Source organism: Tomitella biformata AHU 1821 (assembly GCF_000524475.1).
GTDB classification, from domain to species: domain Bacteria; phylum Actinomycetota; class Actinomycetes; order Mycobacteriales; family Mycobacteriaceae; genus Tomitella; species Tomitella biformata.
Genome location: NZ_BAVQ01000011.1, coordinates 1 through 26,115, shown reverse-complemented (window position 1 = coordinate 26,115; position 26,115 = coordinate 1). Strand labels below are relative to the sequence as shown.

Sequence of the window (26,115 nt, the reverse complement as noted above, 5' to 3'; positions counted from 1 at the left end):
CGGCGAGAGCCGTCCCGCCCTCACGATGTGGCCACGGCGATGTACTTGTACTCGAGGTACTCGTCGATGCCGACGCGCCCGCCCTCGCGGCCGAGCCCGGACTCCTTGACCCCGCCGAACGGCGCGGCGGGGTTTGAGACCAGGCCCGTGTTCAGGCCCACCATGCCAACCTCCATCTGGTCACTGAGCTGCAGCGCCCGGTCGAGGTCGCGCGTGTACAGATACCCGACCAGGCCCCAGGGGGTGTCGTTGGCGCGGGTGATCGCCTCGTCCTCATCCTCGAAGGTGGTGATCGCGGCGACCGGGCCGAAGATCTCGGTGCCCATCAGCTCCGCGTCGTCGGGCACCTCACACAGCACGGTCGGCGGGTAGAAGTGGCCGCGCCCATCGGAGTCGTCAGGGTTTGGAGCGCCGCACAGCGGGCGCGCGCCCCGGTCCACCGCGTCGGCGACTAGCCGGCGCACCTTGGCCAGGCCCGCGGCGTTGATGAGCGGGCCGATGTCGGTGCCCTCGGCGCTGCCGTCGCCCACGGTGAGCGCGGACATGCGCTGCGCGAGCTTCTCGGAGAACGCGGCGACGACCGAGCTGTGCACATAGAACCGGTTGGCGGCGGTGCACGCCTCGCCCATGTTGCGCAGCTTCGCGACCAGCGCTCCCTCTACCGCCGCGTCGATGTCGGCGTCCGCGCACACGATGAACGGCGCGTTGCCGCCCAACTCCATCGACGTGCGCATCACCGTGCTCGCCGCCTGTGCGAGCAACCGCTTCCCCACCTCCGTCGAGCCGGTGAAGCTGAGCTTGCGCGCGGCGCCGCCCTCCAGCCACGGCGTGACCACCGCGCCGGCGTCGCTCGTGGTCACCACGTTGAGCACGCCCGCCGGCAGCCCTGCCTCGTCGAGGATCTCGGTGAGTGCCAGGGCGGTGAGCGGCGTCAGCTGGGCGGGTTTGAACACCATGGTGCAGCCGGCGGCTATGGCGGGGCCGATCTTGCGGGTCCCCATCGCCAGCGGGAAGTTCCACGGCGTGACGAGCACGCACGGGCCGACGGGCACCTTGCTGACGAGGATCCGCTTGCCGCCGTCGCCGGTGAGCATGTTCCCGCCGTCGATGCGCACCGCCTCCTCGGCGAACCAGCGAAAAAACTCTGCGCCGTAGGCGACCTCGCCGCGGGCCTCGGCCAGCGGCTTGCCCATCTCCAGGGTCATCAGCGTGGCCAGCTCGTCGGTGCGCTCGATGATCAGCTCGTAGGCCCGGCGCAGGATCTCGCTGCGCTCGCGCGGCGCGGTCGCGGCCCACGCGGGCTGCGCGGCCGCGGCGGCGCGCATCGCCCGGTCGGCGTCCTCGGCCCCGCCGTCTGCCACCTCGGCGAGCAGGGTCTCCGTCGCGGGGTTCTCCACCGCGAACGTGCGGCCCGACGCCGCCGCGGACCACTTTCCGTCAATGTAGTGCCCTGAGGGCACCCGCGGGAGCGTGGCAGTCATTCCGAGACCCCCAAGCCGGACGCGACGGCGGCGGCGAGGCGGCGCCCGCCCTCGGCGACCTCGTCCGCGCTGACCACCAGCGCGGGGATCACGCGCACCACGTTGCCGGCGCCGCAGGTCAGCAGCAACAGGTCCTCATCGAGCGCGGCGCGCTGGACCGCCTGCGCGGCGGCGACATCGGGCTGGCCATCCGCGCCGGTGAACTCCATCGCCTGCATCAGCCCGAGCCCGCGCACGTCGCCGATGCGGCTGTGCTCGGCCGCGATCCCGCGCAGCAGCTCGTTGAGCTGGTCCCCGCGGGCGCAGGCGTTCTCGACGAGATTCTCCTCGCGCACGACGTCCAGCGTCGCGCACGCGGCGGCCGCGGCCACCGCGTTGCCGCCGTAGGTGCCGCCCTGCGAGCCGGGCCAGGCCTTGCCCATCAGTGCGGCGGGCGCGGCGATCGCGGAGAGGGGGAAACCGCTCGCGAGGCCCTTCGCGGTGACGAGGATGTCGGGGGTGATCGCGCTGTGCTGGTGGCCCCAGAATCGTCCGGTGCGGCCGACGCCGGTCTGCACCTCGTCGAGGATCAGGAGGATGCCGTGCCGGTCGGCGCGTTCGCGCAGGCCCGCGAGGAACCGCGGCGGGGTGGGAATGTAGCCGCCCTCGCCCAGCACCGGCTCGATGAGCAGCGCGGCGGTGTCGGCGACGCTCGAGACGGTCTGCAGCAGCTGGTCGAGCTCGCGGAGCGCGAAGTCGATGGCCGTGTCCTCGTCCCAGCCGTACCGGTAGGCGGCGGGGAAGGGCGCAAAGTGCACCCCGGCCATCAGCGGCGCGAAGCCGGCGGAGAACTTTGTCCCCGAGCTGGTCAGCGACGCCGTGGCGACCGTGCGGCCGTGGAAGCCGCCCGCGAACGCGATGATGTTCGGCCGGCCGGTGGCCATGCGCGCCAGGCGCACCGCGGCCTCGACCGCCTCGGATCCGGAGTTCGTGAAGAAGACGCTGTCGAGGGCGGCGGGCAGCACCTCGCCCAGCTTCTCGGTCAGCTCCAGCAGCGGGCGGTGCATCACCGTCGTGTACTGGGCGTGGATCACAGACCCGATCTGGGCGCGCGCGGCCTCGACCACGCGAGGGTGGCAGTGTCCGGTGCTGGTGACGCCGATTCCGGCGGTGAAGTCGAGGTGGCGTCGACCATCGGTGCCGTAGATCCAGCAACCCTCGGCGTGGTCGACGACGACGGGGGTCGCCTGCGTGAGGATGGGGCTCAGTGCTGTCATGCCCCCATGTTGTGACGCAAGCCGCAGATTGTCAACAATCGACAATCTGCGGCCGGCGGTCAATGCCGTGTGTCCAGCTCCAACCCTGTGCGCCGCGGCATGGTCCCATCGATCAGCCACGGCGCGAGGACGCGGTCGACGATCTCGGTCATCTTGTGGCTGAGCCGCCCGAACACGTCCTCGTCCTGGCCGAGCAGCACCCACCACGACCAGGCGACACCGCCCGCGTTCGCGACGAAATCGGGCACCACCGCGATGTCCCGGACCGCCAGCTCCAGCTCGGCCTCGCGGGTGGCGGCCGCATTGGCGCCCTCCACGACCACCCTGGCCTGCACCACACTGTGGTTTTTCCCGGTGAGCGCGTAGGAGATCGCCGCGGGCACAAGGATGTCCACAGGTGCGCCCAGGACCGCGTCCCGCGGCTGCAACTCGCAGCCGACGGGCAGCGCGGCGCGATCGAACTCGCCGTATTCGTTGCGCGTGGCGAGCAGGGCCGGGATGTCGAGCCCATCCGGGTGGTAGACGGTGCCCAAGAGGTCGGAGACGGCTACAACCGTGATCCCCATCTGCTGCGCGTACAGCGCCGTCGACCCGCCGATGGTGCCGAAGCCCTGCACCGCCATCGACAGCGGCTCCGTGGTGAAACCGAGTGCGCGCATGGTCGCGGCGGCGGCCTGCGCGACGCCGTAACCGGCGATGTTCTCGCACACCAGCCCGTCCGGGTTCGATTCCGCCATCGCCGCCCGGATGCGCCGCAGCGCCGCCGCCGGATCAGCGTCACGGAAGATTTGCGCGTGATACGAGGACTCGCCCAGCCCGATCTCGCCGAACGTGGCGTCGAGGACCTGCTGAGAGACGCCCAGGTCCTCCGCGGTCACCCACGTCCCCTCGAGGAACGGGCGGATCGCCTCGAGATAGCGGCGGAGCACCCCATCGCTGCGCGTGTCCTTGGGGTCGAAGTCGATGCCGCCCTTGGCGCCGCCGGCCGGTAGCCCGAAGACGGCCGTCTTGGTCGACATCGCATACGCGAGATCCTCAACCTCGCGCAGCGTGCAGCCGGGCCGCATCCGCAGGCCGCCGGTGGCGACGCCGCGAAACAGGTCATGCACCACCAAGTGGCCCACCGCAGAGGTCTCGGTGTCACGCCAGGTAGTCGACAGGTACGGGGCGGGTTGTTGAACAGGCTTGGGTTGCATGCGACCTCCTGGAGACGAGGCGCTTCCCGTTCGCGACGGGGCGCGAAATGGTGGTCGCGTTCAGGCCGAACGTGCCACTAGCCGGAGCATACGTCCGATCGGGCGGGGCCAGCCCCGAACTCCGGGTTCAGGATCCTGCGGAACAGGTCAGGCTCCGATTGAAGAGTGCCGCAACGTAATCTCCCTCGGTTGCCGATGACGGCTGCGGGACCCCGGCCCGTCTAGACTGCGAGCACATCGATCCAGGAGGACCTATGGCGCGATTCCGCGAGATCGACTTCCAGCCGACCCCCATGGGAGAGCTCGTCTTACGCGAGCGCTGGGACCCGGTCGCCAAGCAGGACCTGCTCGAGATCAAGCTCGGCGATGAGTTTTTGATGTCCAGCCTGTTCACGGTTGCCGAGATTGCGCTCGGCCACCTCGCCACGGCGGATTGCCACGGGGACGAGCTTGACGTGATCGTCGGCGGATTGGGCCTCGGGTGCACGGCCCTCGCAGTCCTCGACGACCCACGGGTACGCAGCCTCGTCGTCGTGGATGCCCTCCCCGAGGTCATCCAGTGGCACCGTGACCACCTCATTCCCGCGGGCGTTCAACTAACCGCCGATCCGCGCTGCCGCCTGGTCCACGGCGACTTCTTCGCAGGCCTCCGAGACGAGGGCGAGCTCGACCCGGAGACACCCGGCCGGCGCTGGGACGCCGTGGTCGTCGACATCGATCACACGCCCAGCCATCACCTCAACCCCAGCCACGCCGATCTCTACGATCGAGCCGGGCTCGCGCGGGTCGTCACGAGGCTGCACCCCGGCGGGGTTTTCGCCCTATGGTCGGACGATCCGCCCGACGGCGACTTCCTGCGTGTGCTCGAGGCGACGTTCACCGACGTCCGGGCGGAGGTCGTGCCATTCGCCAACCCGCTCACCGGGCGGACCTCGTCCAACACGGTCTACCTGGGCCGGGCCCCGTCCGCGTGATGGATGGCGTCACTCGCCAACGACGCTGATACCAAGGCCCCGTCATCCCGGTCTCTGGGCGGGTCGCAAGCCCAACTGTGGGCGCGCCCCGCCCAGAGAACCGCGGTGACTCGATATCAATACCAGTGCTTGCGCCCACCGACCGCGCGGCCGGCAGCGCCGAGAAGGAACAGCACAGCGCCCACCACGAGCAAGATGATGCCGATGGTCCACAGAATCGGAATCTTGATCAAGAAGCCGATCACGAGAAGGATGATCCCAAGAGTAATCATGTGCCGCTCCTAGTTTCATGACCACTCCCCAGCGTCCCCGGGTGGAACGAAAGGATGAGGAAGTGGCTCACCGCTGACTGTGCCATAGCCGCTACGTCGGCGCGCGTTTTCGCGTGGTGCCCGCAGTTACTTACAACCACCTGATCCTGCGCGTGCTCGAGGCGACGTTCACCGATGTCCGGGGCCCGTCCGCGTGATGTCGCAGGATGGCGCTCACTGGGCGTGAATGAGCTCGTTCAGCGTGTCCTGCACCTGCTTCACTGAGCTCACGTCGTGGAAGCGCAGCGGCTGGTTCGCGGACGCGTCGTTCACGATCAGCGAGCCACAGCCGAAGATCCGGTCCAAGATGCCCTGCTCGAAGTCGACGGACGTGATGCGGCTGATCGGCACGGTCTTGCTGGTCCGGTACAAGATCCCGGAGGAGACGACGAGCTGCCGGGCGGTGACTGTGTGCCGGCCGCGGCTCCACTGCAGCACCGGCACCACGGCCAGCACGAGCAGCGTGAGGACCGCGAGGCCGAGGATCGCGTAACGCACTCCACCCGAGAGCCAGTCGCCGGGCACGAAGATGAAGTCCAAGACGATGACCGCGATGAGCACCAGCGACCAGATGCCGGGCTTGAACAGGATCTTGGGGTGCGTGCGGCCCTCGAACAGCACCTCGTCAACGGGCCGGTCGGCGCTCGACGAGCCGGATTTGGGGGGCCGGGTGCCGGTGTCGTCGACCTCGCGGTCCAGGTTCTGCGGGGTGGTGTCCACTAGGACGGGTCCTTCCGGGAGGGCTGTCGAGCATCTAGTGGGCCCACGGTATCGGATCGGCCCAGGTGAGGCCCGGCGGTCCTATTCGGTCACATCCACTTTTTTCGCTTGAACACGACATACAGCGCGACGGCCAGGAGCGCCATCGCTCCGATCGCGAGCGGATACCCGTACGTCCAATGCAGTTCCGGCATGCTGTCGAAGTTCATGCCGTAGATCGCGCCGATAAGGGTGGGGGCGAACAGGATTGCGGCCCAGCCCGAGATCTTCTTCATGTCCTCGTTCTGCCGCTGGGACACCAGCGTCCCGTTGACCTGCAGGATCTGGGAGAGGGCATGTCGAAGCTCGAGGACCTCAGTCTGCACCCGGGTGAGGTGATCGGACACGTCCTGCAGATGCGCCTGCAGCGGCTCCGGGATCGCATACCGGCCAAAGCCCTCTCGGAGCGCCACGAGCACGCTAGCCAGGGAGGACGTCGCGTGCTGCAGATCGATAACCTCCTGGCTGAGGCGATAGATCCGCTCCGTGGCCGCCGCGTCGCCGCTGAAGACCTGCCGCTCGATCTCCTCCTTGTCGATGGTGAGCCCGTGCAGCACCGGCGTGTATCCATCCACGACGGCGTCGAGCAGACGGTAGAGCACCGCTTCGGGGCCGAGACGGAGCAGGTGCTCGTCACTCAACAGCGTGGCCTCGCCGCTCGCCACGACATCGTCATCGCTCTCGGGAAGCGTGCTGTCGTCGGTGCCGTCGATCCAACGACCGTCCTGGCAGAGCACCGCTATCGCGCGGGGCCGCACCAGAACATGGAACTCGGAGAAGTCGACGTCCTCCCTCTCATCGACGTACCGCGCCGAACGCACCACCACGAACAGGACATCGCCGTACCGCTCCAACTTCGGACGCTGGCCCCCGTGCCGCAAATCCTCGGTGAGGATCGGGTGCAGTTCCCACGCCTCGGCGAGCTCGTCGACATCCGCTGGGCTGGGAGAGGGAAAGAGGCACAAGGCCATTCGGTCCGGCTCTTCGTGAGCGAACTCCAGGGCCTCCCCGATGGTCGCGGCGCGTGGGGCCGGCGACAGCCGTCCATCGATCAGGTACCGAGTCCGCCGAGTCGTCCCAGACGGGCTGGGCGATGCGGCGGCGGCACGCGGACCGAACAGTCCGCTTCGGCGGGCCAGCGTCCCGTCATGCGCCTTCATGGGCATTACATCCTCTTTTCCAGCTCCTCCGGCGAGGCGGAAAACCATGCCCCACGACGATTGTGTCTACGTCGCGGGCGCCGGTCTATTCGATGTCACAAGGCCCCGCTCATGGCCCACTATCGCTTGTCCCGTCGAACATGACCACTTTTCGAGACCTCCACCATGCCAACACCCCGCTGCAGCTGCCCAACGCCTGGGACGGCGGCCGGGCCATGGCGGCGACAGCCTACTGGGACATGTAGAACCGGCTCACCGAAATGTCCTCCCGAGATAGCCGAGCAACGCGGCCCCGTCCACCCCCGGCTGCGCGTGCCCCAGGTACCCATCGGGGCGAATGACAAACAGCGACCGGTCCACCGCACCGTACGCGCCGGCGAAGTCCCCGCCCGCGTCGCGGAGCACGGGCAGCACGGTGTCGGGCGCGACCGCATCCGCCGCGACAACGAGATACACGTCCAGCTCCCCCTGCGCAGCGATGCGCGCCTGCGCCGCGAGACTTTCCGCCGCGCGGACCTCGTCGAGTCCGGTGCGGGCGCCGGTGTGGATCACCATGGTGTGCCGCAGCCGGTCTAGCTGGGAGTACAGCCGGAGCGGGGAGGTGACGGCGTCGCGCCGCAGCCCGGTGGCGTCGGGCGCGCGCACGCCCGGACGCAACAGCGTCCCCACCTCGGCGGCGTCGCCGAGAATGGGGCTGTCGGCGTAGTCGATCAGCAACTGCGCCTCGCGGCGGATGATGTGGTCCGGGTCGTCGGAGCCGGCGCCGATGCCCTCGCGCGCGGCGCGCACCGTCCGGCCCACGACCTCCTCACCCACCGGGCGGCGTTCGGCGTCGTAGCTCGGCAACAAGCCTTCTGCCGCTTGGCCTTTCACGGCGAGGGCCAGCTTCCACGCCAGGTTGTGCGCGTCCTGGATGCCGGTGTTCATCCCCTGCGCTCCGGTCGGGGGATGGATATGCGCGGCGTCCCCGGCCACGAAGACCCGATCCCGCCCGTAACTGTCAACGATGCGATGGCTGATCCGGAAGACGGAGGACCAGCGCAGGTTGCGCGCGGTGGTCGGCTCGGGCGACAACCGATCGAGGACGGCCTGGAGATGCGAGAGCTCGGGTTTGCGGGCGCCCTCGAACCCGTGCTGAACCTGATCCCCGTCGGACTTCGGCGCGGCCGAGAGGTCCTCGGGCACCAGCATCGACATCCGGTAGCGGCCGCGGCCAGGGAGCGGGATGCAGACCAGCAGGTCATCCGTCACGCCGTCCACCTGGTGCATCGCCCTGATTCCGTAGCCGATCGGCTGAGACCAGTCGACCTCGACATCGCCGAGCATGTACTGCTCCGCGAACGCCCCGCCCTCAAACGACAATCCGAGCGTCTTGCGGGTGACGCTGTGGGCGCCGTCGCAGCCGACGAGGTACTGCGCCTCGACGATCTCGTCGCTGCCGGGGCCGGTCAGCGTGGCGCGCACCCCGTTGGCGTCCTGCTCGAACGAGGCCAGCGCGACGCCCCGCTCGATCTGCACATCCATCGAGGCGAGACGGCCCCGCAGGATCCCCTCGGTCTCATACTGCGGAATTGCGGTGAAGCCGAACGGCACGTCGGCCGGCAGGGTCAGGTCCATCTGGGCGACCCGCTCGCCGTTGACGTAGACGATCTGACCACGCATCTGGATGGCCGCGTCGAGCACCTGGCGCAGCACGCCCATCCCCTCGAACACCTCAAGGGTGCGAGGCTGCACGCCCACGGCTTTCGCGTACTGCGGCGGCGTCAGCAGCGGGTCGACGACGCGAACCCGCACCCCGCGCTGGCGCAGTTCGATCGCCGCCGTCAGTCCGACCGGGCCGCCGCCCGCGATGAGAACATCCGTGCTGGCCATGTGCGAACCACCCGTCGATGATCAATTTACGCTTAGAGGGCAGTATCCTCCGCGGCCGTCCTGCGGTCAGGCCTTTGGCCACAATCCTTGGCCCAGAACGATTCCTCCGCGCCAATTGTTCATCTGGCATTCAATTCGCAGTCCGGCGTTCTCGTAATTGCCAGACACCTCGGTGAGTTTGAGTAAGGGCGTTCCCGAAATTCCCCCTCAGCTCGAAAGGCCATCATGCGCCGCTTCACCCTGCCGGCAGTAGGAATGTTCGGCATCATCGCGCTCGCCATCACCGGTTGCCAGGCATCAGGCTCCGAATCCGCGTCGCCAGCCGACGTGACGATCACCATCGCCATGCCGCCCATCTCGGACGACCCGACGCAGGCCAACCCCGTGGACGCGCTGGCGACGCTCCTCGAGAAGGAGACCGGACGCAAAGTCGAGATAGCGGATGTGCCCGACTACCTCAGCGTCGTCGAAGCCATCCGCGCCGACCACGTCGACATCGGCATCATGAGCGGCTTCCCGTCGGCCCTGGCGGTCAACACCGGCAAGGTGGACGCGCTCCTGGCCTGGAAGGGCAAGGACACCCCCGTCTCGACGTGCGTCGTGCTGGACGGCTCGCCGGAGAAAAAGCTCGAAGACCTCAGGGGCAAGACGGTGGCCTTCGCCGATCAGGGCTCCAGCTCGGGCTACTTCATGCCCGTCTACATGCTCGACCAGGCCGGGCTCACGCAGGACGTCGACTACGAGGCCATCTTCGCCGGCGGCCACGACGGCAGCTTCGCGGCGCTCGAGCAGGGACAGGTCGACGCGGCGTGCACGGCGATCGTGCTGACGGAGATGGGCGCGCCGGCGTTCCCGTTCGCGGACGGCGAGTGGCGCGGGATCGGGCAGAGCCCCTCGATGGCCGTCACCGGCACCGTGCTCGCGCGTCAGACCCTGGACGAGGAGACCCGCACGCTCCTCGAGACCGCGATCCCGAAGGTGTTCTCCCCTGAGAACGCCGAGGAGCTCGGCGCGCTGAGCAGCTTCACCGGGCTCGACGTCGTCTTCGCGCCCGAGCCCAGCATGTTCTCCTCGTTCGCCGCCATCGCCGAGGTCGCGGGCGTCAAGCTCGAGGACCTCAAGTGACCGCGGCGATCAGCACTGGTGCGAGCAGCCCCGACCGGGTCATCCTCCCGAGTCCAGCCGAGATTCGGCGGTCCCTCCCGCTGGTGACGGTGCGCGGCCTCCGCGTCGCCTACGACGAGCACGTGGTCCTCGACGGCGTCGACCTCGACCTGTTCCCCGGCGAGATGGTGGCGCTGCTCGGGGCGTCGGGCTCCGGCAAGTCCACGCTGATGAAAAGCCTGACCGGATTCGCGGACATCGCCGGCGGGTCCGTCCGCGTCGCGGGCCACGACGTGACCAACCTGGCCAGCGGCGAGTTACGCACCCTCCGCTCGGAGGTCGGCCAGATCTTCCAGCAGTTCAACCTCATCTCCCGGATGAGCGTGCTCACCAACGTCCTCACCGGCGGGCTGCACAACGCGGGCCGGATCAATATCGCCGGCAGCTTCTCGAGCGCGGACCGGCAGCGGGCGATGCACCTGCTTGAGCGGGTCGGCATCGTCGACAAGGCGAAGGCCCCCGCGCGCTCGCTCTCCGGCGGGCAGCAGCAGCGCGTCGCGATCGCCCGGGCGCTCATGCAACGGCCGCGCGTCATCCTCGCCGACGAGCCCGTCGCGTCGCTGGACCCCAAGCTCGCGTCCTCGGTGCTGGACCTGCTGCGCGAGATCGCGACCGAGGACAGCATCCCCGTGCTGGTCAGCCTGCATGTGCTACCCCTCGCGCTCAAGCACAGCGACCGCATCGTCGGGCTCCGGCACGGCCAGATGCTCGTCTCCGCGCCCACCCCCGACCTCGACGCCGACGCGCTCGCCGTCCTCTACGACGATGGGGAGGCACCGGATGAAAACCACTGACCGTGCCCGACACGAGCCGGCGACGCCGTCGCTGTCCGCCGACGACCGCGCCCGCCTCGAACGCGCCGTCAAGGTCCCGCGCGCCCGGTTCCAGATCGGGGTAGTCGTCGCGATCCTGGTGCTGCTCTGGTCCTTCAACGGCGCACAGTTCAACTTCCTCAAGCTGGGCGAGGGCTCGGTGAACATGGCCGAGTTCCTCTCGCGGCTGTTCCCGCCCGACTTCTCGAAGTTCGGCAAGATCGTCGACCTGCTCATCGAGACCCTCCAGATGGCGATCGTCGGCACCGTCCTCGGCACGGTCCTCTCGCTGTTCGTCGCGTTCGCCGCGGCCTCCAACATCGCGCCGAAGTGGCTCTACTACCCGGCGCGCTGGCTGATGAACATCATCCGCTCGGTGCCGGACCTCGTGTTCGCGCTGATGTTCGTCTCGGCTGTCGGGCTCGGCCCCTTCGCCGGCATCCTCGCCATGACGCTCGGTTCCATCGGCTCGATCGGCAAGATCTTCGCCGAGGCGATGGAGTCCGTCGACCGCGGCCCCGTCACCGCGATGCAGGCCGTCGGCGCGTCGAAGCGCCAGACCATCCAATACGGCGTCCTGCCCCAGGCCGCCCCGCTGCTCGTCTCGTACACGCTGGTCCTCTTCGAGGGCAACGTGCGGGGCGCGACGATCCTCGGCATGGTCGGCGCCGGCGGGATCGGGCTCGAGCTCACCACCGCCATGCGCATGTACGACTACGGCCACCTCAGCGCCATCATCATCTGCATCATCGTGCTCGTCACGGTGATCGACCAGGGCAGCGCCCTGATCCGAAGGAGAATCACGTGACCGCCACCATCGGCATCCAGCTCAGCCCCCTGGCCAACAAGCGCGATCTCGGCGGTATCCCCATCGACGGGGGCGTGCTGCGGGCCGGGCTCGCGCTCCGCACCGACGACCTCTCGATCATCACCGAGCAGTGCGCCCGCGGGCTCGTGGCCGACGGGCTCACCGCGGTGATCGACCTCCGCACCCCCGAGGAGGTCGCCATCACCGGCCGCGGCCCCCTCGCCGACTTCCCCGTGGCTTACCACCACATCCCACTCATCGCGAGCATCGGCGACTCGATGTCCCAGGACACGATGGTGATCGAGCACGAGACAATGGGCCAGATGTACGTCGGCATGGTGGAGAACGCTGCACCGCAGCTGGTCACCGCGCTCAACGTCATCGCCTACGCCCCGGGCACGACGGCCTTCCACTGCGCCGCCGGCCGCGACCGCACCGGGGTCCTCGCCGCGGCTCTGCTCCTGATCCTCGGGGCCGAGGATGACGACATCATCGCCGACTACGCGCGGACCGGCCCCAACATGGACGCGATCATCGCCCGCACCCGTCCGATCACCGGCGCGATCATGTCCCGCCTCGGCTTCGACCTCGACGCCCTGGACGCCCTCACCATCGAGGACTCCCCGATGGACATCGCCATGCGCAGCACGCTCGACGTCCTGCGCGAGCGCCACGGTGAGGCGCTCGCCCCGCTGCGCGCGGCCGGGCTCAGCGCCGACACCATCGCGCGTCTGCGGGAGCGGGCCCTGACGGCATGACAGCATCTCCACAGCTCGCCGAGGTCGCAGTCGCCCGCGGCCCCGGCCGGCCGCGCGACGAGGACCTCGACGGCCAGCTCATCCAGGCGACCCTCGAGCTGATCGACGCGGAGCAAGAGGTCACGGTCTCGCGGATCGTGGCGCACAGCGGCGTCAGCCGGGCCGCGATCTACAGGCGGTGGCCCTCGATCACCGGGCTCATCGCCGAGGCCCTCGACCGCGGCCGAACCGTCCCGCCGGGAATCCCTGCCGTCCGCGACCTGCGTGAGGAGCTCCTCGCCATGGTGCTGGGCGGGACCTCAGCAATCGTCGCCGCCGAGAATCTGGAGGCCCGGTTCCGCAAGCGGATCCGGCTCGTGATGGCCGACCGCGCGCTGCAGGAGGCCTACTGGACCTCGCATGTGGCCCGGCGGCGGGTCCCCACCGAGGCCGCGCTCCGACGCGGCATCAACCTGGGGCTCCTCCAGCCCGACCTCGACGTCACGGCGTGCGTCGACGCGCTCGCCGGGGTGGCGTATTACCAGCTCGTCGCGCGCGGGGTCTCTCTTGAGGACCCCGCCACGCAGGAGCGATTGCGCGCGGCGGTCGAGATCTTGTGGCGGGGGATTGTGCGGGAGTAGCCCTGGATCCGACACGTACCGATAATCTCCACGAGTAATATGCTCTACTACACTGGTGATGACATTCGCACAGCTTTGGTGGCAGCTTTCCTAGCGGCCCTGCACTGTGCTTTTCCGGCCGCCTCTCGTGCGGCCGACGATCTCTCACCTGATTGTGGGCTTTCGTCCTGGTTAGCCCGGCGAGGTGGCCTCAAATCGAGAGGACCACCCTAATGACCTTCAGCGACAATCCTATTCGCACCAGCGCTATTGGCCAGATGCTGATCAGCTCTCGCTCGCTCGACGAATACCGCGCCATGTTCCGTCTCACCGATGCCGATCTGGCCCGGCGGATCCTGGACTGCCCCGGCGGCGCGGCCGGGTTCACCAGCGCGGCACATGCTCGCGGCGGCGATGTGACCGCCTGCGACACAGCCTATTTCGAGCACCAGCCCAAGGAGCTCGCTGTCCTTGCGACGGCCGAGGCGGATCGAGGGAATCGCTACGTGCGCACACATTCAGAGCAGTACGAGTGGACGTTCTTCGCCGATCCCGATGAGCACCAACGTGTCCGGCAGCAGGCCTGCCAACAGTTCGCCGACCACATTCGCCGGCACCCTGACCGCTATATCGCCGGACGGCTGCCCTCATTGCCGTTCGCGGATGCCAGTTTCGATCTCGCGCTCAGCTCCCACCTGCTGTTCAGCTACTCCGACACCCTCGATCACGAATTCCATGTTCGCGCGATTAGGGAACTAATGCGCGTCACCCGCGAAGAGCTCCGCGTATTTCCGCTTGTGGCGGTGGGATCGTCGGAGCCATACCGGCGTCTCGATGAGCTGCTGGCCGACCTACGCGCCCAAGGCATTTCCGGCGATGTCGTCACCGTCGACTACGAATTCCAGCGGGGCGGAAACCAGATGCTCGTGTGCCGCCACACCTCTGCCGAGCAGCGATGATCGGCCCGGTGGCGCGTCAGCGGATCAGCTCTGGCTCGTCGTTCGAGAAGACGATCAGGTTCTCCCCTGCGATCCGCTCCGGTTTGCAAGTCCTGGTCTCCGGCACCGAATGGGGCGATGTGGTCCGCACTCCCGTGTACGTCACCGCCCTCGGCGACAGTGAGCAGATGGGCACCGTGTATGGGGAGATCTTCGCCCATGTGCGCCCCACTGCAACGGTGGGGATTGCTGCACGAATAGGTGACAGCAATCCTGAGTGGAACCTAGTCGATCAACTCCACCGACTCACCCTTGTAGCATTGCAACACTTCATGTTTCCAAGTTTCGACCAAGCCAGGGTTGACCTGAATATCCAGACCAGCTGATGGCCCAGTGATCTCAAATGTTCTACCCAGAACGTATGTAGTCCCCTCGTATATAAACCGCTTCCCTTGATGCACAAAATCACCTCTGGAATCAAGTTCCACGAGGTCTCGCGCCAGCATCTCCGACATCGCTGCCTCTCTGTGCGGCTAATAAAACACGACGGTTATCCGGCCAGAGTACGCCTGAGTTGGCTCTTTTCGTTGGTGCGTGAGCTCGGGCCAAAAATCATCGTGATGAAATCACTGACTCGAGACTGAGGTCGGGCGGAAACGTGCGCCGGGCCCGTTGATCGCCCCCCGCGGTGACCGCTCTACTTGACGGTCAACACCCTGACCGATCAGCGAGATAGCGCTCCGTGGAGTGGTGGAATTCGGATCAGCGTCCCAAGCGAGGTTAATCAGCCCTCGGCGGCGACAGACCGACCATGTGAATCACCAGTCGGCAGCCCGACCTCCGAGTAGGGGACTCTCGTCCTGTGAGTCAGCTGCCTGACGGTAGGCGGGTCCGCGCCATCTGACTCACCGAGAGTCGAGTCCGTAATGATCGGCCATCAGCTCGACCGTGCGCGCCTGGGCTTCGCGGGAGTAGCCCATGACCACGAGCATCACCTCGTCGACCCCGGTCCGGTCGTGGAGCTGTTCCAAGTTTTCGGCAACGTCGGCGGCAGTGCCGTTGATGAATCGTTCCGCGTACATATCGAGAACCTGCTGTTCCTGCGGCGTGGCCTGGTACGCCTCGACCTCCTCGGGCGGGAGCAAGCTGTAGTGCTTGCGCTGGAACATGCGCAGCATCGCCATCGCGGACGAGCTTGCCTGGCGCCTCGCCTCATGCGGATCATCGTCTGCCAATGCCCCGACGCTGACCAGCGTGTATGGCTCCGCCAAGGCCGCCGATGGCCGGAAACTATCCCGATACAGCTGCAGAGCCGCAGTGGCGTCTGCGTCGCCGAACTGCAAGGCGAACGCGTAGGGCCGCCCAAGCTGGCCGGCAAGACGTGCGGAGTATGGCGACGAGCCCAGAATCCAGGTTTCGGGCATGGTACCGCAATGTCCACGCGGTTCTGCTCGGCCTGCCAGGGCCCGGGAACCGCGTGGACATTGCGGTACGGGTGGCCGTCGGGGAAGTCATCGTTGAGGAATCCCAGCAGCTCCAGCACCTGCTGCGGGAATTCGTCGTTGGCGTCGTGGTGCCGACGCAGGGCCGCGGCGGTGGCCTGATCTGTGCCAGGCGCTCGTCCGACCCCCAGGTCAATCCGCCCTGGGGCAAGTGCGTCCAGCATGCCGAACTGTTCGGCGATCACGAGCGGCGCGTGGTTCGGCAGCATCACCCCGCCTGCGCCGAGTCGAATCTGGTTTGTCTCGCCGATCAATCGCGCCAGCATCAGCTGCGGCGATGACGTCGCCGCACCGGGCATCGCGTGGTGCTCGGACATCCAGAACCGGCGGTAGCCGCGGCGATCCGCCAGCTGCGCCAGCGCGATCACCTCATTGAGCGCCTCGCCGGCTCCTTGGCCGACTGCAGTGTGGGCATTGTCGAGAACCGATAGGGCGAATGGTGCGGTTCCCGAAGGCTGTGTGGGGGTCATGCGACTCCTTGAGTATCACGGCAAACATTGTCTTTCATCGTGATAACTATGCTACCAGGCTTCTCACGGTGAATCATTGCTGTTACCGTGAGTCCGATGACAAAAATCCCGCTTCCGCCAGCTCCAGGCACAGACACTCACGTCAGCCTCGCGCTGGCCAACAGCGCCGTCGCCCTGCCTGGCCAGCAGCGAGCCGATGATCTTGAAACCCCAGAGGACGCCACCCGCTGGCTAGCCGACCGCGGACTCGTGCCCGGAGACACCGCCCTGCTGGCGTATTGCCAGAGCCAGCTCACCGACCTGCGCGCCCACCTGCGCACGCTCTTCGCGGCGCAGGCGGGTGGCGAGGAGCCTTCGCTGCCAGCACTCAGTGCGGTCAACCGGGCTCTCACCACGGTGCCGAGCGCTCCCCTGCTTCGGCACGACCAGCAATCGGGCTTCCGCCGCGAGCAAGCCCACCCGGTGACACAGCTAGTGGAGTACGCGATGGCGCAGATCGCCGAGGACGCTGCCGCCCTTCTCGCAAGTGACGAGGCTGCGTTGATCACGCACTGTGCAGCGCCGCCCTGCGATCGGTATCTGCTTCGGACCCACGCGCGTCGGCACTGGTGCTCCACCCGCTGCGGGGACCGTGTCCGCGCAGCCCGTGCATACGCACGCAAGCGAAACCAAGTCTCGCCCGCATGACATAGTCGCTAACCTCGCGCGGTCACTCGCCTGCTGCGGCGCTGCCCTGCATGGCGGAGACCACCAGGTTGCTCTTGGGCAAGCTCGCCCCGGACGCCGCGGCGTCTGCCCACTGCGCACTCGTGGCGACCGCGGCAAAGTTCGACTGCAGCAGCACCATCAGCGTGGTGTGCAGCAACTCGGCGGAAACCTGCCCGGCCTCATTCGCCAGGTGGATCGCGCCGGTCGCGTCGGACAGGATCTCCGCCTCGAAGCCGAGGGCCTCGGCCTCCGCCGCGGTGGCGATATCGCAGTTGTTGGTCATGTAGCCGACGATCGTGATGGTGTCGACGTCCTTCCCACGCAGCCACTCGGCCACGTCGGTGCCGGCGAACACGCTGCCGTACTTCTTCTGCGCGCGCTTGAACGACGGGTCGACACGCTCCTCGATATCGGGGTGCAGCGACCAGCCCTTCGAGCCGGTCGCGAAGATCGGCGCGCCCTCCGGCAGCTCGTGCTGGACGATGACGACCGGGATCTCGTTGGCGACAGCGACCTGGATCGAGTCCACGATGTTGGCCAGGGACTTGTCCCGGGGCGGGTACTGGATGGCCATGGGGCCATCGAAGTACTCCTGCTGGGCATCGACGACGATGAGGGCACGCTTTACTGAGGACACGATGACATCACTCCTGGTAGATGAGCTGGATTCGAGTTCGCGCCAGCATGGCCGACGCTCTCCTTAGAGTCTCCGGTAGATTGCGGGGCACCGCGAGTGGCATGAATGCACACTTTCGATGAATTCAGGCCAACGGCTGGAGGTGCGCATGCGAATCGCCATCTATGCCTTCGACGGCATCACCATGTTCCATCTCGCCGCGCCGCTGATGGTGTTCGGCGAGGTGGGTCGGCTCGGGCTCGCCGCCGACTGGGAGACCCAGTTGTGGACGGACCAGGCAGGGCCGGTCCGGACCATCGAGGGGTACCCGATTGGTGATATCGCCGGGCCGGACGCCCTCGATGTGGCAGACATTGTTGTCATCCCGTCGTGGCCCCTGCCGATAACACCCATCAGCGACGCGCTGCGGAGCCAACTCACCCAGGCGCATCAGCGTGGCGCGGTGATCGCGGGGCTATGCCTCGGGGCCTTCGCGGTCGCTGAGACCGGGCTGCTCAACGGCCGCTCGGCCGTCACCCACTGGGAGCTGATGCCCGAGCTCGCCGACCGCCAACCCGATTCCCCATTAGACGACTCCGTCCTCTACATCGACCACGGCGACGTGCTGACCTCGGCTGGCACCGCATCCTCCATCGACGCGTGCCTGCACCTTGTGCGCAAATACCTCGGCTCCGCCATTGCCGCCCGGGTAGCGCGCAGCCTGGTCGTCGCCCCGCATCGGGACGGCGGACAAGCCCAGTACATCGAGCGTCCCCTGGCGCAGCCGGCCACCGATCCGGCCATCGCGAACGTGCTGGAGTGGGCGCTGGGCCGGCTCGACGAGGACCTCTCCATAGATCGGCTCGCCGCGCAGGCGGCGATGAGTCGTCGAGGCTTCATCCGCCACTTCCACCTGGCCACGGGCATCACACCCGCGAAGTGGGTGCTCACACAACGTCTCGACGAGGCCCGCGGGCTCCTCGAGACCACGGACTGGAGCATCGACGACGTCGCCGCCGCCTGCGGGTTCGGCAGCACCGTCACGTTCCGGCAGAACTTCATCTCCACCTTTGGCGTGCCCCCCTCCGCGTACCGCAGGCAGTTCTCCGCGCCGTAGCAGACGGCAGGCGCGGTCAGGTGGCGATGAGCGCCCAATTGCCGCACGACGGCGACGCCTACCACCACGCTGCAAGGCATCAGCAGTCAGTTTCATCGGCATCTTTACAATCGTTCTGTGTATTACACAATGCAGGAGTGCGTCAGACGGATTATTGATTCATCTGATGAGACACCCCTGCGGGCACTATCTCGACTGGATCTTCTGGGTCTACCTGGCCAGCGTTGAACTGACCAACCGTGTCCTCCACGAACAACGAAACCTGTGAACGAGGCACTGCGGGCCATCCGCACCGCGATCAACACAGCCCCCAGGGAGCGGCTCCGCCATCTAGGGTTCTGGCGAGGCCACATCGGGTTCGTAACTAATGACGCCTTTGTGCCTGGTAGACACTTTTTCCACCAGCACCCCGCTGGTGTAATCGTCCACCCAGAGCTCGACGGCATCAATCTCGGCGGCGAGGGGGTGCTCGAACGCCGCACGCGCGTTCGACGCACAAATCGACTCCACGCTTCCCGTCGGATACAGGCTGGCGATGACCGATGTCGGCGTGAATCGGCCGCCGAACTCGTCGCCGTCAGTGCGCCCGGTCCACCACCGCTGCAGCGCTTGTTCCTGCGCTCGCTCGCGGGCGACCTCGACGTCCATGATCGTCAGCCGCTCTCCAAGTCCCAGCCAGCTGAAGGTGCCCTCGATTACGAGGTTCTCGCCGCGGCCCATGCACAGCTCCTGCAGCGCGTCGACGATCTTTGTGGACTCCATATGCACCAGCGTCGCCAACTCGCGGGGCATCACAGTGCCACCGTCCGGCAACCCCATCGACATGATGTCGCGGTAGACGCTGGCGTCGAGGACACGCCAGCCTTGCCCTGCCAGCCCGTGCCTCTCGATGCTCGTGGACTTGCCGGCACACGGCACTCCCGCCGTGGCGATCGCACAGAACTGCCCGCCGATCACGACGTTATCCTGTTCGGCGAGGTAGCTCTCGATGATCCGGTCGAGGGTGCGGCGTCGACGGGCGTTGTCAGCGTGCAGTCGATGGGAGGCGGCGGCGCCGTTCTGGTTGAGGACACCGCCGCGGCCGCACATGCGCTCGAGCACCGCTGCGGTCACGGCGCGGGGATCGGCCGACACTATGCGCGCACGCCCCCGCGTTGGGCCGCGGTCAGCGTGAAGAGGCGTTGGTAGTCCTCATCGGAGATCAGATCCCCGGCCCGCTCGACCTGATCCCAGGTGCCCGGCAGATAGACCTCGCCGGTGGGATTGGTCCGGCCAAACGTATAGGGCCAGTTCGCAAGTTCGTCCATCATCGCCCCGTGGCCGATGCGGCCGGCGGCGTATTCGAGTAGGACTTCCCGCGGGCCGCGCTCACACACTTCCGGGATGAGCCGGGCCGCCTTGGCCAAGCGGCTGACCTCCGGCTGCGTGACGCCGATTGCGGCCGCGATCTCGGTTTGGTTCAGCCCGGCCTGGACTGCGGCGTTGACCGCGCGGAGCTTGAGGATCTTCGCAAGCTCGGTGAGTGCCGGTACCGCCCGGAGTTGGCGATCGATGTCTGGGCTGTATGCGATGGACACTGCGTTCCCCTCTCAGCCTGGCGTTATACCAAAGTGTATAGCGCGACTAGCCTCCACGCCCACAACTGACAGGGTCTGGACGGACACGGAGAAACGGTTCGACAGGTGCGCGGGGCTACGCCGGATCGGGATCGATAGAGAATCCATCGCACAGAAGAGAGATGAGTTGCGCAAACGCGAACTCGTAGCGGTCGAGGCGATCCTTAGCTCGCTTACCTCTTTCGTCAGCCTGCGCTGATGCCGAGCTTGTACGCGGTCTGCTTGACCTGTTTGCCTGAATGGATGAGGCGATCGCGCGGCACGGAACTCGGGAGGGTATGGACGGGGCATGGTCGGAGCCTTTCAATAAGGCCCTCGACTCATCACCGAATCTGGAAACCAAACTGTGGGTCAGGTCAACTTGTCACCTATTCGTGCAGCAGTCCCCCGGTGGAGTTTCCTGGTTGCGCATCTCGCGGAGTGCTCGGGGGGAGGCTCCCTAGTGTGAGGTAAGTTAACGTTCTGGATCGTCCGTTCCGAAGTGGCGCGCATGGGCCGGAGTGGGCAGCAGCAACGTACTAAACAAGAATTCATCCGGATGGGCAGCAAAGCCTGCAATCGGAGCTCGTGGCGGCTAAGGAAGCCGGTGCTTCGCGTAGTCGTCTATCCACGATGCGATCAGTGTGGGTTTCGCTCGAGCAACACCGTAGAGGAGTGTTAATGCGCAACGCCTTCAACGTGCTAGGTCGTGACCTTGCGCGCATCCGGCGGGCCCCAAAGTCGTGGGCGATCATCATAGGTCTGCTCGTGCTGCCCTCCCTGTATGCCTGGGTCAACATCATGGCGTTCTGGAATCCATACGAAAATGCAGACCACATCAAGGTCGCCATCGTCAATCAGGATGAGGGCGCGAGCACACAGCTCACCGGTGAGGTGAACATCGGTGAACAGGTTGTCGGCCAGCTGAAGACTAACGATGAGCTCGGTTGGCAGTTCATGGATCACGATGACGCGATGAAGGCAGTCAGATCCGGCGAGAGTTACGCCGCAATCGTCATGCCGCCGGAGTTCAGCAAAGATCTCCTGACCATCACAACCGGCGAATTCGTGCAACCGGAGCTTGAGTACTACACCAACGAGAAGGCGAATGCGATCGCGCCGAAGATCACCGAGGTCGGCGCATCGACGCTGGCCACGCAGATCAACTCGAACTTCGTCGCCACCGTCGCGCAGACGATCGCCAAGCAAGCCGAGCAGGCGGGCGTCGACGCCGGGGATTGGCTGATCGGCTCACGCAGCGACACCTTGGCAGCGTTGGATCAGGCCGTCGCCACTCTGGAGTCCGCGCGCGCGAGCCTGACCGAACTAGATGGCGCAATCGGCCCCGGTGTGGCGGCCATCACCGATGCCAGGAGAGCCCTGGAAGGGGTTGTCGCCACGATCGACGACGTCACTGATGCGGCCGCTGACGCGCAGAGTCTCGTCAACGAGGTACAGCAGGACCTGATCGACTTCTCAGAGACCGTGACGGGTGCCTACGTCTCCGGTTCGGCGAACCTCACGGCTGCCACCGCCCGCCTCAATGAGACCATCGGGCAGGTCGCGGGCGGTGCCACTGCAGCCCGGTTCGCGCTCACCACCGCACAACGGGATGTGCAGGCGTTGATCACCGCAAACCAAGAGTTGATCACCGCCATGCGTCCCATTGCGGCCGCAGTTCCCGATGGAGTGCCGCTCAGAGACCAGATGACGCAGGCGATCGGCGGGCTCGAGGCACAGACGGTCCGCGATCAAGAGCTTCTGGCAACGCTCGAAGCCGCGCAGAGCGGTGTCTCGACGGTTGCCGATCAGACGGCCGCGGTGTCGGAGGCGATGAGCGCCGCTCAGAGATCGTCCACTGCTCTGAACGGCGCGCTGGCCGGTACTTTCCCGGGCCTCAACCAGTCCATGTCGGCACTGTCTGCCAGCGTCGGGGCGATGTCCTCGGCGCTGGATTCGCAGAAGGTGCTCGTGGGCGAGGCCGTAAACATGCTCGCCAATCTCGAATCGCTACTCGATGAGACCGGCACTGCCGTGTCCTCGCTCGACGGAAATTTTGCGGACGTGCAGTCGGATCTCCTGACTCTACAAACAGATCTGAACGCGATCAGCGCCGCGGATATCTGGAACCAGGTGAGCGCACTGACGTCGCTCGACCCCGAGGCGGTCGCCAAGTTCATGACCGGTCCGGTAGAGGTTAAGCAAATTGACCTGTACCCCGTTCCGGCGTACGGCTCGTCGATGGCTCCATTGTTCACCAACCTGTCGCTGTGGATCGCCGGCTTCGTGTTGATGGTGCTGTTCAAGCAGGAGGTCGACGACGAGGACGTCGATGGACTGACGGTCAGGCAGGCGTACTTCGGCCGCTGGCTGTTGTTCGCGGTGCTGAACGTCATCCAAGCGCTGCTCGTGAGCATCGGCAATGTGGTGATCGGAGTCCAGACAGTCAACCCGGTCATATACGTGGCGACTAGCGTGTTCATCGGCCTCGTATACATGTCGATCATCTACGCGCTAGCGGTGTCATTCGGCTACATCGGCAAAGGCATCGCCGTATTGCTCGTGATCATGCAGATCCCCGGCGCCTCCGGCATCTACCCGATCGAAATGATGCCGGACTTCTTCCGGGCGCTGTTCCCGTTCCTCCCCTTCACCTACGGCATCGACGCGATGCGGGAAACCATCGGTGGTTTCTACGGATTGAACTATCTCCGATACATGGCCGTGCTCGCACTCTTCGCCGTGCTGGCCTTTGCCCTCGGGATCTTTTTGCGCCAACGCCTCGGAAACTTCTCACGTCTGTTCAACAGCAAGTTGGCCGACACCGGCCTGTTCCTGAGCGAGGACGTACAGATCCTGGGTTCACGGCGTCGCCTCACCCAGCTTGTGCGGGCATTAACCGACCGGGAGAGGTTCCGCGAGGACAATGCCCGCCGCCGACGGTGGCTCGACATGAATCACAAGGCCGCGCAGCGTGCGGCACTGTACATCGGGCTAGCCGGAACTGTTGCGCTGTTCGTGGTGGGGAGCATCTTCCCAGATGCGAAGGCCGCCGTTCTCGGCCTCTTCGCACTGCTGTGCCTGCTCGTGATGGCCGCGATCGTGGCGGTCGAGTACATCAATCAGAACGTCATGTATGGCACAGAAGTTGTCGACCTTCCCGACGATGCGTTGAAGCAGGCGCTGGCGGAGGAAGAGATCGCGATCCGGTCGGATGCTCGGCTCGATCAGCTTGAAAAGCAAGGACAGAACTCGTGAACAACATCCTCACTCTGATTCGTCATGACTACCGCCAGGCCACCCGAAACTGGATCTCGGGAATAGTGCTGTTCGGGGTCGTTCTGATTCCATCTTTCTTCGCCTGGTTCAACGTGCTCTCAAGCTGGAGCCCGTTCGACAATGTCGACAACCTCAAGGTCGCGGTTGCCAGCGCCGATGAAGGGTATGAGAGCAATCTGTTTCCGATGCGGCTGAGCGTCGGCGAGCAGGTGATCTCGCAATTGCGTGCCAATAGCGACATCGACTGGCAGTTCGTGTCAAAAGACGAAGCCATCGACGGAACCAAGTCCGAGGACTACTACGCGGCGATCGTGCTGCCCCCGGACTTCAGTCAGAGGATGATGACCTTCCTCTCGCCCGACGCCAAACCGGTCGAGATCGACCTCTACGTGAACGAGAAGAAGAACGCACTCTCGTCACTGATCACCGGAGAGGCGGCAACAGACGTCTCGACGCAGATCAATACGAGCTTCACGCAGACTCTCGACAAGGTCGGCTTGGCATTGGTCTCGTCGCTGTCCACGCACCTCGAGGACTCCGATGCACAGAAGACGACGAATCAGATCGAGTCTGCAGTCGGAAAGGTCTCGGTGCAGTTGAACTCTGCAGCGGACACTGCCGACAGTTTCGCTATCGTTCTGTCGGCCGGCGATGCCCTCCTGTCGAGCGCCGACTCACTCACCTCGTCATCGTCCAAAGCGGTTAGTGACACCGCCGGTGCGATCGGCCAGGGCGCCGGGGCTGTGAGTTCCGCGAAGAACGTGATCTCCTCTGCAGCGGAGCGACTGTCCACTGCCTTCACGGTGAGTGCCGACGGCTACAACACCCTGCGCGCTGAGATCAACCAGATCTTCGGCCCCTCGTCTACCGTGCCGCAGTCCGGAACCGATTTCTCGCAGGCTTCCGGCAGAGTGAATCAGCAGATCGAGTCGTATACCCGGCTCCGCGATCAGTTGCGAAGCTGGGCGTCTGCCCCCGGTTCCGACCCCGTAACTCGAGACGCGGTGAATCTTCTGGCGGATGGTATCGATGGTGTAGTGGACCGGCAGGAGGCGCTCAAGCAACGTCTCGATGCGGCAACGTCGACCACGCCTGAGGGCACCGCCGATCCTTCCGCGACGCGCAGCGCGATTCTGCAGGAGGTGGATGCTGCACAGACCGCGATCACCGCAGCCCGCGATCAATACACGAACGTCCTGCGACCGCAGCTGGAACGACTCGCCGCCGACCTATCCTCGATCCGAGGCAACTTTGACGGCATCAGCCAGGATCTGCGCGCGGCGGAACAGTCGCTGGCCGCAGGCGCGGGTTCGCTCCGCGCAGGCCTGGCGGATAGCGAGACCGCGGTCCGGATGCTTGCGACCGACCTTCGCGACTCCGCTAACACCTTCGCTGAGCTCGAATCAGCCCTCAACAGTGCCTCGAACACGGGCGATCTGAGCGAGGTTAAGAAGATTATCGGCTCGGATCCGGCGAAGTTCGCCACGGAACTAGCCTCCCCGGTCAACCTCAAGACGATCCCCGTGTTCAAGGTCGACAACTTTGGCTCCCAGATGGCACCGCTGTACTCGGTGCTCGGTCTCTGGGTGGGTGCGCTGCTTCTCGCGGTGCTCATCCGAACCGAGATCGACAAGCGTACGCTCCCGACGCTCAAGCGGCCGCTCAAGCCGTGGCAGGAGTACTTCGGGCACTACGCGATCTTCGGCGGGCTCGCGCTTCTGCAAGCCACGATCCTCTTCGTCGGCCTCATCGGCTTCGTCGGGGTGCGCCCCGCCCATCCGTTCCTGTTGCTGCTCGCCGGCTGGGTGATGTCGTTCACTTTCTCGCTCATCACCTACACGCTCGTGTTGGCGTTCGGAGAGGCGGGCAAGGCGATCGGGGTCCTCCTCCTGGTCGTGCAGATCTCGGCCGGCGGGGGAGCGTACCCGCTGTCGGTCCTTCCGCAGTGGTTCCAGAACATCAGCCCCTTCGTTCCCGTGTCGCACGCCACGACGGCGGTGCGTGCCGCCATCGCGGGAATCTACGATGCCGATTACTGGAAGGCCCTGGGGTGGCTACTCCTGTTTACCGTGCCGTTCCTCTTCATAGGACTGGTACTGCGCCTGGTGGTGAAGAAGTTCAATGACGACCTGAACTCCTCGCTCGAGGCGACCAAACTCATGAGCGTGTGACTGAGGGAGAGTCCCGTGGAGTGGTGGGAATTGGATCGGTCCCTGACCTGCTGATCCGGCCGCGTGTCGCAGCCCAAAAGTAGGCGGGCCACCGCGTAGTGATGAACGAGTTACCTCCACAGTGACTCAACCCAAGGAACTATGCGATGACCCACAACGATCATGCCAACACCACCACTCCAGGTCCATTTAACGGGCCCGACCGACAGGCGATGTTCGCCGAGTTCATCCGCTCAGGCCTGCAACAGCTGATCAAGGCCGAGCTGACCGCGGCTGTCAGCGCCGGCCGCTACGAACGCACCGAACATCGGACCTGAGTTAGGACATTTTGCTTAGTATCCCGTTTCGGCCCGAAGTCGGTCCAAAATCTCGCGTTCAGTCGGCGGGATCTGTGGCGGGAACTCCTGTGTGACGCCGTTGATGACGATGGTCGCGTGTCGCAGCGGCCGCAGTTGTTTGACGACCTTTCCGATCGCCAGACCCGTGTCCTGTTGAACGCGCCTTGCGACGGCGAGCGCCGCGAACACGATCGTCAGATGCGCCTCGATCGCATCCCGCCGCCTGTGAAA

At 66.0% G+C, this 26,115-nt stretch carries 24 protein-coding genes and 3 pseudogenes; 14 read left to right on the top strand and 13 right to left on the bottom strand.

Annotated elements, in window-relative coordinates; translation table 11 throughout:
* Positions 1–20: 20 nt before the first annotated feature.
* The 3 genes from TBIF_RS06640 to TBIF_RS23060 are packed head-to-tail and all read right to left on the bottom strand — an operon-like array spanning position 21 to position 3,933.
* Positions 21–1,481: an NAD-dependent succinate-semialdehyde dehydrogenase gene (locus TBIF_RS06640; RefSeq protein WP_024794056.1), complete on the bottom strand. Its 1,461-nt coding sequence runs from the start codon at positions 1,479–1,481 to the stop codon at positions 21–23.
* Positions 1,478–2,737 carry an aspartate aminotransferase family protein gene (locus TBIF_RS06635; protein WP_024794055.1) on the bottom strand — a complete coding sequence of 420 codons (1,260 nt, stop codon included), beginning with the start codon at positions 2,735–2,737 and terminating at the stop codon, positions 1,478–1,480. The genes TBIF_RS06640 and TBIF_RS06635 overlap by 4 nt, the downstream gene beginning before the upstream one ends.
* Before the next feature lie 59 nt (positions 2,738–2,796).
* A complete protein-coding gene (locus tag TBIF_RS23060) occupies positions 2,797–3,933 on the bottom strand; it encodes a Glu/Leu/Phe/Val family dehydrogenase (protein ID WP_051461391.1) in 1,137 nt (378 codons plus the stop codon).
* 254 nt (positions 3,934–4,187) lie between these two features.
* Between TBIF_RS23060 and TBIF_RS06625 the strand changes: the two genes are divergently transcribed.
* Entirely contained in the window at positions 4,188–4,907 is a 720-nt protein-coding gene (locus TBIF_RS06625; RefSeq protein WP_024794054.1) for a spermidine synthase, read from the top strand.
* A gap of 116 nt (positions 4,908–5,023) precedes the next feature.
* On the opposite strand, the gene TBIF_RS25855 is transcribed toward TBIF_RS06625, so the two are convergent.
* From TBIF_RS25855 to TBIF_RS06610, 3 genes are all read right to left on the bottom strand, one after another.
* The gene (locus tag TBIF_RS25855; protein ID WP_148302186.1) at positions 5,024–5,179 is read right to left on the bottom strand and encodes a DUF6131 family protein; all 156 of its coding nucleotides are present in this window, start codon (positions 5,177–5,179) and stop codon (positions 5,024–5,026) included.
* Between the two features lie 213 nt (positions 5,180–5,392).
* Entirely contained in the window at positions 5,393–5,938 is a 546-nt protein-coding gene (locus TBIF_RS06615; RefSeq protein ID WP_024794053.1) for a PH domain-containing protein, read from the bottom strand.
* Between the two features lie 89 nt (positions 5,939–6,027).
* On the bottom strand, positions 6,028–7,137 hold the full coding sequence (locus tag TBIF_RS06610; protein WP_235174550.1) for a magnesium and cobalt transport protein CorA: 1,110 nt from the start codon (positions 7,135–7,137) through the stop codon (positions 6,028–6,030).
* Positions 7,138–7,277: 140 nt separating this feature from the next.
* Here TBIF_RS06610 and TBIF_RS26185 point away from each other — a divergent pair, with 140 nt between their 5' ends.
* On the top strand, positions 7,278–7,382 hold the full coding sequence (locus tag TBIF_RS26185; protein ID WP_235174548.1) for an isocitrate lyase/phosphoenolpyruvate mutase family protein: 105 nt from the start codon (positions 7,278–7,280) through the stop codon (positions 7,380–7,382).
* Between the two features lie 7 nt (positions 7,383–7,389).
* Here the strand turns inward: TBIF_RS26185 and TBIF_RS06600 are convergent, their stop codons facing one another.
* Positions 7,390–9,009: an FAD-dependent monooxygenase gene (locus TBIF_RS06600; protein WP_024794051.1), complete on the bottom strand. Its 1,620-nt coding sequence runs from the start codon at positions 9,007–9,009 to the stop codon at positions 7,390–7,392.
* A 225-nt stretch (positions 9,010–9,234) separates the two neighbouring features.
* On the opposite strand from TBIF_RS06600, the gene phnD reads away from it, so the two are divergent.
* The 7 genes from phnD to TBIF_RS06565 all read left to right on the top strand — a co-directional run bounded on the left by phnD (position 9,235) and on the right by TBIF_RS06565 (position 14,474).
* The gene (phnD, locus tag TBIF_RS06595) at positions 9,235–10,134 is read left to right on the top strand and encodes a phosphate/phosphite/phosphonate ABC transporter substrate-binding protein (RefSeq protein ID WP_024794050.1); all 900 of its coding nucleotides are present in this window, start codon (positions 9,235–9,237) and stop codon (positions 10,132–10,134) included.
* Positions 10,131–10,967, top strand: a complete 837-nt coding sequence (locus TBIF_RS06590) for a phosphonate ABC transporter ATP-binding protein (RefSeq protein WP_024794049.1) — start codon at positions 10,131–10,133, stop codon at positions 10,965–10,967. Before phnD ends, TBIF_RS06590 begins: the two co-directional genes overlap by 4 nt.
* Positions 10,954–11,793: a phosphonate ABC transporter, permease protein PhnE gene (gene phnE, locus TBIF_RS06585; RefSeq protein WP_024794048.1), complete on the top strand. Its 840-nt coding sequence runs from the start codon at positions 10,954–10,956 to the stop codon at positions 11,791–11,793. The genes TBIF_RS06590 and phnE overlap by 14 nt, the downstream gene beginning before the upstream one ends.
* A complete protein-coding gene (locus TBIF_RS06580; protein ID WP_024794047.1) occupies positions 11,790–12,551 on the top strand; it encodes a tyrosine-protein phosphatase in 762 nt (253 codons plus the stop codon). The genes phnE and TBIF_RS06580 overlap by 4 nt, the downstream gene beginning before the upstream one ends.
* Positions 12,548–13,171 carry a TetR/AcrR family transcriptional regulator gene (locus tag TBIF_RS06575; RefSeq protein ID WP_024794046.1) on the top strand — a complete coding sequence of 208 codons (624 nt, stop codon included), beginning with the start codon at positions 12,548–12,550 and terminating at the stop codon, positions 13,169–13,171. The genes TBIF_RS06580 and TBIF_RS06575 overlap by 4 nt, the downstream gene beginning before the upstream one ends.
* A 212-nt stretch (positions 13,172–13,383) precedes the next feature.
* On the top strand, positions 13,384–14,109 hold the full coding sequence (locus tag TBIF_RS06570; protein WP_024794045.1) for a class I SAM-dependent methyltransferase: 726 nt from the start codon (positions 13,384–13,386) through the stop codon (positions 14,107–14,109).
* The gene (locus TBIF_RS06565) at positions 14,106–14,474 is read left to right on the top strand and encodes a RidA family protein (protein WP_024794044.1); all 369 of its coding nucleotides are present in this window, start codon (positions 14,106–14,108) and stop codon (positions 14,472–14,474) included. The genes TBIF_RS06570 and TBIF_RS06565 overlap by 4 nt, the downstream gene beginning before the upstream one ends.
* A gap of 519 nt (positions 14,475–14,993) precedes the next feature.
* On the opposite strand, the gene TBIF_RS26450 is transcribed toward TBIF_RS06565, so the two are convergent.
* Together TBIF_RS26450 and TBIF_RS26445 are read right to left on the bottom strand one after the other, a co-directional pair.
* On the bottom strand, positions 14,994–15,512 hold the full coding sequence (locus TBIF_RS26450) for an LLM class flavin-dependent oxidoreductase (RefSeq protein ID WP_268746899.1): 519 nt from the start codon (positions 15,510–15,512) through the stop codon (positions 14,994–14,996).
* Between the two features lie 89 nt (positions 15,513–15,601).
* Positions 15,602–16,060, bottom strand: a pseudogene (locus TBIF_RS26445) (MsnO8 family LLM class oxidoreductase); the annotation flags it as partial.
* Positions 16,061–16,156: 96 nt separating this feature from the next.
* On the opposite strand from TBIF_RS26445, the gene TBIF_RS06555 reads away from it, so the two are divergent.
* Complete coding sequence (locus tag TBIF_RS06555; RefSeq protein WP_024794043.1) at positions 16,157–16,747, top strand: CGNR zinc finger domain-containing protein; 591 nt, start codon at positions 16,157–16,159, stop codon at positions 16,745–16,747.
* A 22-nt stretch (positions 16,748–16,769) separates the two neighbouring features.
* Here TBIF_RS06555 and TBIF_RS06550 read toward each other — a convergent pair whose 3' ends face one another.
* Entirely contained in the window at positions 16,770–17,405 is a 636-nt protein-coding gene (locus TBIF_RS06550) for an isochorismatase family protein (protein ID WP_024794042.1), read from the bottom strand.
* 148 nt (positions 17,406–17,553) lie between these two features.
* Between TBIF_RS06550 and TBIF_RS06545 the strand changes: the two genes are divergently transcribed.
* The gene (locus TBIF_RS06545; protein ID WP_024794041.1) at positions 17,554–18,501 is read left to right on the top strand and encodes a GlxA family transcriptional regulator; all 948 of its coding nucleotides are present in this window, start codon (positions 17,554–17,556) and stop codon (positions 18,499–18,501) included.
* Between the two features lie 330 nt (positions 18,502–18,831).
* On the opposite strand, the gene TBIF_RS23050 is transcribed toward TBIF_RS06545, so the two are convergent.
* Positions 18,832–19,614, bottom strand: a complete 783-nt coding sequence (locus TBIF_RS23050; RefSeq protein ID WP_235174546.1) for a DEAD/DEAH box helicase family protein — start codon at positions 19,612–19,614, stop codon at positions 18,832–18,834.
* A gap of 20 nt (positions 19,615–19,634) precedes the next feature.
* Positions 19,635–20,078, bottom strand: a complete 444-nt coding sequence (locus tag TBIF_RS06535; RefSeq protein ID WP_207165761.1) for a hypothetical protein — start codon at positions 20,076–20,078, stop codon at positions 19,635–19,637.
* Positions 20,079–20,777: 699 nt separating this feature from the next.
* Between TBIF_RS06535 and TBIF_RS06530 the strand changes: the two genes are divergently transcribed.
* The 3 genes and pseudogenes from TBIF_RS06530 to TBIF_RS25635 form a co-directional block, all read left to right on the top strand.
* On the top strand, positions 20,778–23,354 hold the full coding sequence (locus TBIF_RS06530) for a YhgE/Pip domain-containing protein (RefSeq protein ID WP_024794038.1): 2,577 nt from the start codon (positions 20,778–20,780) through the stop codon (positions 23,352–23,354).
* Complete coding sequence (locus tag TBIF_RS06525) at positions 23,351–25,546, top strand: YhgE/Pip domain-containing protein (protein WP_024794037.1); 2,196 nt, start codon at positions 23,351–23,353, stop codon at positions 25,544–25,546. The genes TBIF_RS06530 and TBIF_RS06525 overlap by 4 nt, the downstream gene beginning before the upstream one ends.
* A 146-nt stretch (positions 25,547–25,692) precedes the next feature.
* A pseudogene (locus TBIF_RS25635) lies at positions 25,693–25,860 on the top strand (IS256 family transposase); the annotation flags it as partial.
* A gap of 18 nt (positions 25,861–25,878) precedes the next feature.
* On the opposite strand, the pseudogene TBIF_RS06515 reads toward TBIF_RS25635, so the two are convergent.
* Positions 25,879–26,115: pseudogene (locus TBIF_RS06515) on the bottom strand (IS1634 family transposase); the annotation flags it as partial.